This is a genomic window from Wolbachia endosymbiont of Atemnus politus (genome assembly GCF_013309895.1).
This window is the reverse complement of the sequence record NZ_JAAXCS010000127.1, coordinates 1-3,372: the sequence shown is the minus strand read 5'-3', so window position 1 is coordinate 3,372 and position 3,372 is coordinate 1. Positions and strand designations below refer to the sequence as shown.

Sequence of the window (3,372 nt, the reverse complement as noted above, 5' to 3'; positions counted from 1 at the left end):
TACACAAGTATTCAACAACTGAAACATGTTCCTGACTTATCGCAGTTTCTAATAGAGTAACAAAACTATTTTTTAACAGATCTTTCACATCTCTAGTTGGCTCATTAATATATCTCTCAAATGCATCTAACACCATCGTGATAAATTTTTCATTTTTGGCTAAAGATACTGTTTCGAGCACACCATACAAAGGATCAGGCTTACTTAACACGTGTTCAAGATCTTTTAAGACGTATTCGACAAGAACTGTCTCTAGTAATTCTTGCTCTGTTCTTAGTGCTATAATTGAGAAGAAGCCAATCTTATTAGGTTCGACAAGTTGTATAGCTTGATTTTTTAATTTATCATAAATACCATCGATACCATGGAATTTTGCTACAAAAATTTCAATATATTTTTGACCACTAACAAGTAAAGGTAAAAGACTCAAATTTTCTTCAGCAAAAAGTATGTTCTGATATTTTTCTGCCAGTTTGTCATTAGCTGCAATTGCCAGTAGTACCAATTCTTTTACTGAATAATCACGCTTGAGCTCCTCTTGATCAAATTTGTACTGTAATAGTACATTTGAGTATATATGTTGGTGATCACTTCTGTTTTGTAAATCCAAATTCAGTTGATTTGAACAGAAATTTTTGAAGCTTTCGCTATCCAGTGCAATAGATTGGCTTTCATAATCTTCAATGTTTTGTACAACCTTATTTAGTTCTTCATAATTATTTTCTTTTATAGCTTGATCTAAGATACTTATTACTTCAGCAAAAGTTAAATTATTAGGGATAATATCATACGAATCTTCGTCTTTTAACTCTACGGTATGTGACCTATTACAACCGTCAGGAAAGTTTGCAAGTATTTCGTTCTCTAAACTTAGATCTTTAGGATGTGTGCCACATGGAACAGCTTGTACTTCTTGACTCTCACCATCTAAAACTTCAAATTCTTCTTCCTCAACATTTGAATCTCCAGAATAGTGACGCTCCTTAAATTCCTCTTCTGCATCTACATTAACCCAATTTGTATCTTCAGGTCGTAAACTCGCAGTACTCGATGTTAAAGAATCAGTTTGAATACCCATATCTTACCTCTTAATTAATGACTAACTAAACTAAGTGTAGCATTAAATAACAACTTTGCCAAGCAAATTGTTTAATTTTTTAGCGAACAGGCTTGCGTCATCCATCTCTTCGCCTTCCACGATACAAGCTTGGTAGAACAATAAATGGATCATGTCCCCCAATGTTGAGTTTTCACCATCCTCAGCGTGGGATTTCATTATACTTTTTATTACGGGATGTTTGGTGTTGATTTCAAGCACCTTTGGTGTGCGGTAATTTAGCTGCTTTTGTTCACGCAAAAAACGCTCCATGCGAAGATCCATAGCCCCTTCATCAACCGCTAGACATACAGGGCTGTCCGTCAACTTTTTAGAGATCTTTACACTTTTTACTAAGCTGCCAAGAACTTTGGTGAAATATTGCAGTATAGTTTCTTCAGTCTTGTCTTCATTTGATTTGTTTTCTTCATCTTTCTTGTTTTCTTCTGAAGAGAATTTTTCCAGATCAACATCAGCACGGGTAACAGACTTAAATTTTTGATCTTTATATTCATGAATTACACTAGTCCAGAAATCATCCACTGGATCAACAAACAGAAGAACCTCCAATCCTTTGCTGACAAATCCTTCAAGTTGCGGACTGTTTTTCACTGAATCGAGGCTATTTCCTGTAAGATAATAGATATGCTCCTGCTCAGGGTTCATCTTGCTTATGTAGTCGTCAATGCTGACCAATTTCTCATCGCCAGTGCTATTAAATCTGCAAATTGAAAGCAGTGCTTCTCTTTCATCAGTTGGCATAGCTTCACAAAGACCTTCCTTTAAGACTGCGCCAAAATTGGTCCAGAATTTTGTGTATTCCTCTAAATTCTCTTTTGCTTTCTTACCGAGCTCTGATATCACACGCTTAGTTAGGGATTTCCTAATTTGCTCAACAACGCGATTATTCTGCAGTGTTTCTCTGCTGATATTGAGAGGCAAGTCCGGTGAGTCAACAACACCTTTCAAGAAACGTAAGTATTGCGGGATAATCTGCACATTATCTTCAGTGATAAATACTTTATTTACGTACAATTTCACGGAGCAACGTCTATCTGGATGGAATAAATCAAAAGGTTTAATGGAAGGAACATAAAGCAAGTTCGTATACTCTATTGCTCCTTCATTTTTGTTATGCAATATCATCCAAGGCTCACCGCCAACATGCGCAACACCGCGGAAGAAATCGTTGTGCTCCTCTTGAGTGACGTCGTTTTTTGGCTTAGTCCAGATTGCAGCCTTGCTGTTTAGTTTTTCACTTTTTCCTTCTTCATTTATAAATTCAACAGGAAAATTTATATGATCAGAATAAGTAGTAACAATGTTTTCAACGCGAAATTTGTCTAAAAACTCATTCTCTTCAGGACGCATAACCAGGGTAATTTTCGTTCCACGAGGGGTTTGATCATCTGATTTGCTGATCGAATATTCTCCATCTCCTTTGGATTTCCAGATCCAAGATTCCTCTTCTCCCGCTTTTCTCGATTCTACTATCACCTCTAAGGCAACCATGAAGCTTGAGTAAAAACCGACGCCGAATTTCCCAATCAACTCTACAGTTTGGCTTGAATCCTTGTTATTCTTAATCGCATCCAAGAATTTTTGCGTACCAGAGCTGGCAATTGTGCCGAGGTTGTCTATTAAATCTTGTCTGTTCATTCCAATCCCATTGTCGATTATGTACAGCTCATTCTTATCTTTATTGGCACTAATGGTGATTTTTAATTCATCGCTTGAATCTAGCAAATTAGGATTTAATTGTGATTCATAGCGTAATTTGTCACAGGCATCCGATGCATTTGATATTAACTCACGTAAAAAAATGTCTTTGTTAGTATAAAGCGAGTGAATTACTATATTCAGTACTTTTCCTACTTCAGCATCAAATTTTAAATTTTCAGTTTCTTGTACGTTATACATTTTAAGCTCCATTATTAGCCTACTACCCTAATAATTTAAGTATTGCACTGCGATCTTTCAAGGTCATGCACGCTAAAATTAATAGAGCTATGACCTGTAAAAGACAAGAATTAACTGACAGAAGAATTAACGTAGTCAAATCTTGTCTAATACAGTTTCTAAAACAAAGCATATTATCTTTCACGACCCGTGTTTACTTCATTCACTTTAGGAGTGTTGACAGGTGTTATCGCTGGATTCTCAAGCTTTGTTACCTGCTTTAAGCCTTCACTTATGCTTCGATCTTGACTTAAAACTTTATCAAAGTGCTTGCTCTGTTGATGACCATTCACCACGCTAATTTCTAAGCCGGGGCT

The 3,372-nt window shown here is 36.2% G+C and carries 2 protein-coding genes and 1 pseudogene; all 3 read right to left on the bottom strand.

Annotated elements, in window-relative coordinates:
- The coding region (locus HET73_RS06575) for a host RNA manipulator TomO (protein ID WP_458694647.1) at positions 1–1,078 on the bottom strand (1,078 nt) is incomplete at its 3' end.
- 42 nt (positions 1,079–1,120) lie between these two features.
- On the bottom strand, positions 1,121–3,016 hold the full coding sequence (htpG, locus tag HET73_RS06570) for a molecular chaperone HtpG (RefSeq protein ID WP_174133301.1): 1,896 nt from the start codon (positions 3,014–3,016) through the stop codon (positions 1,121–1,123).
- A gap of 173 nt (positions 3,017–3,189) precedes the next feature.
- A pseudogene (locus tag HET73_RS06565) lies at positions 3,190–3,372 on the bottom strand (hypothetical protein); the annotation flags it as partial.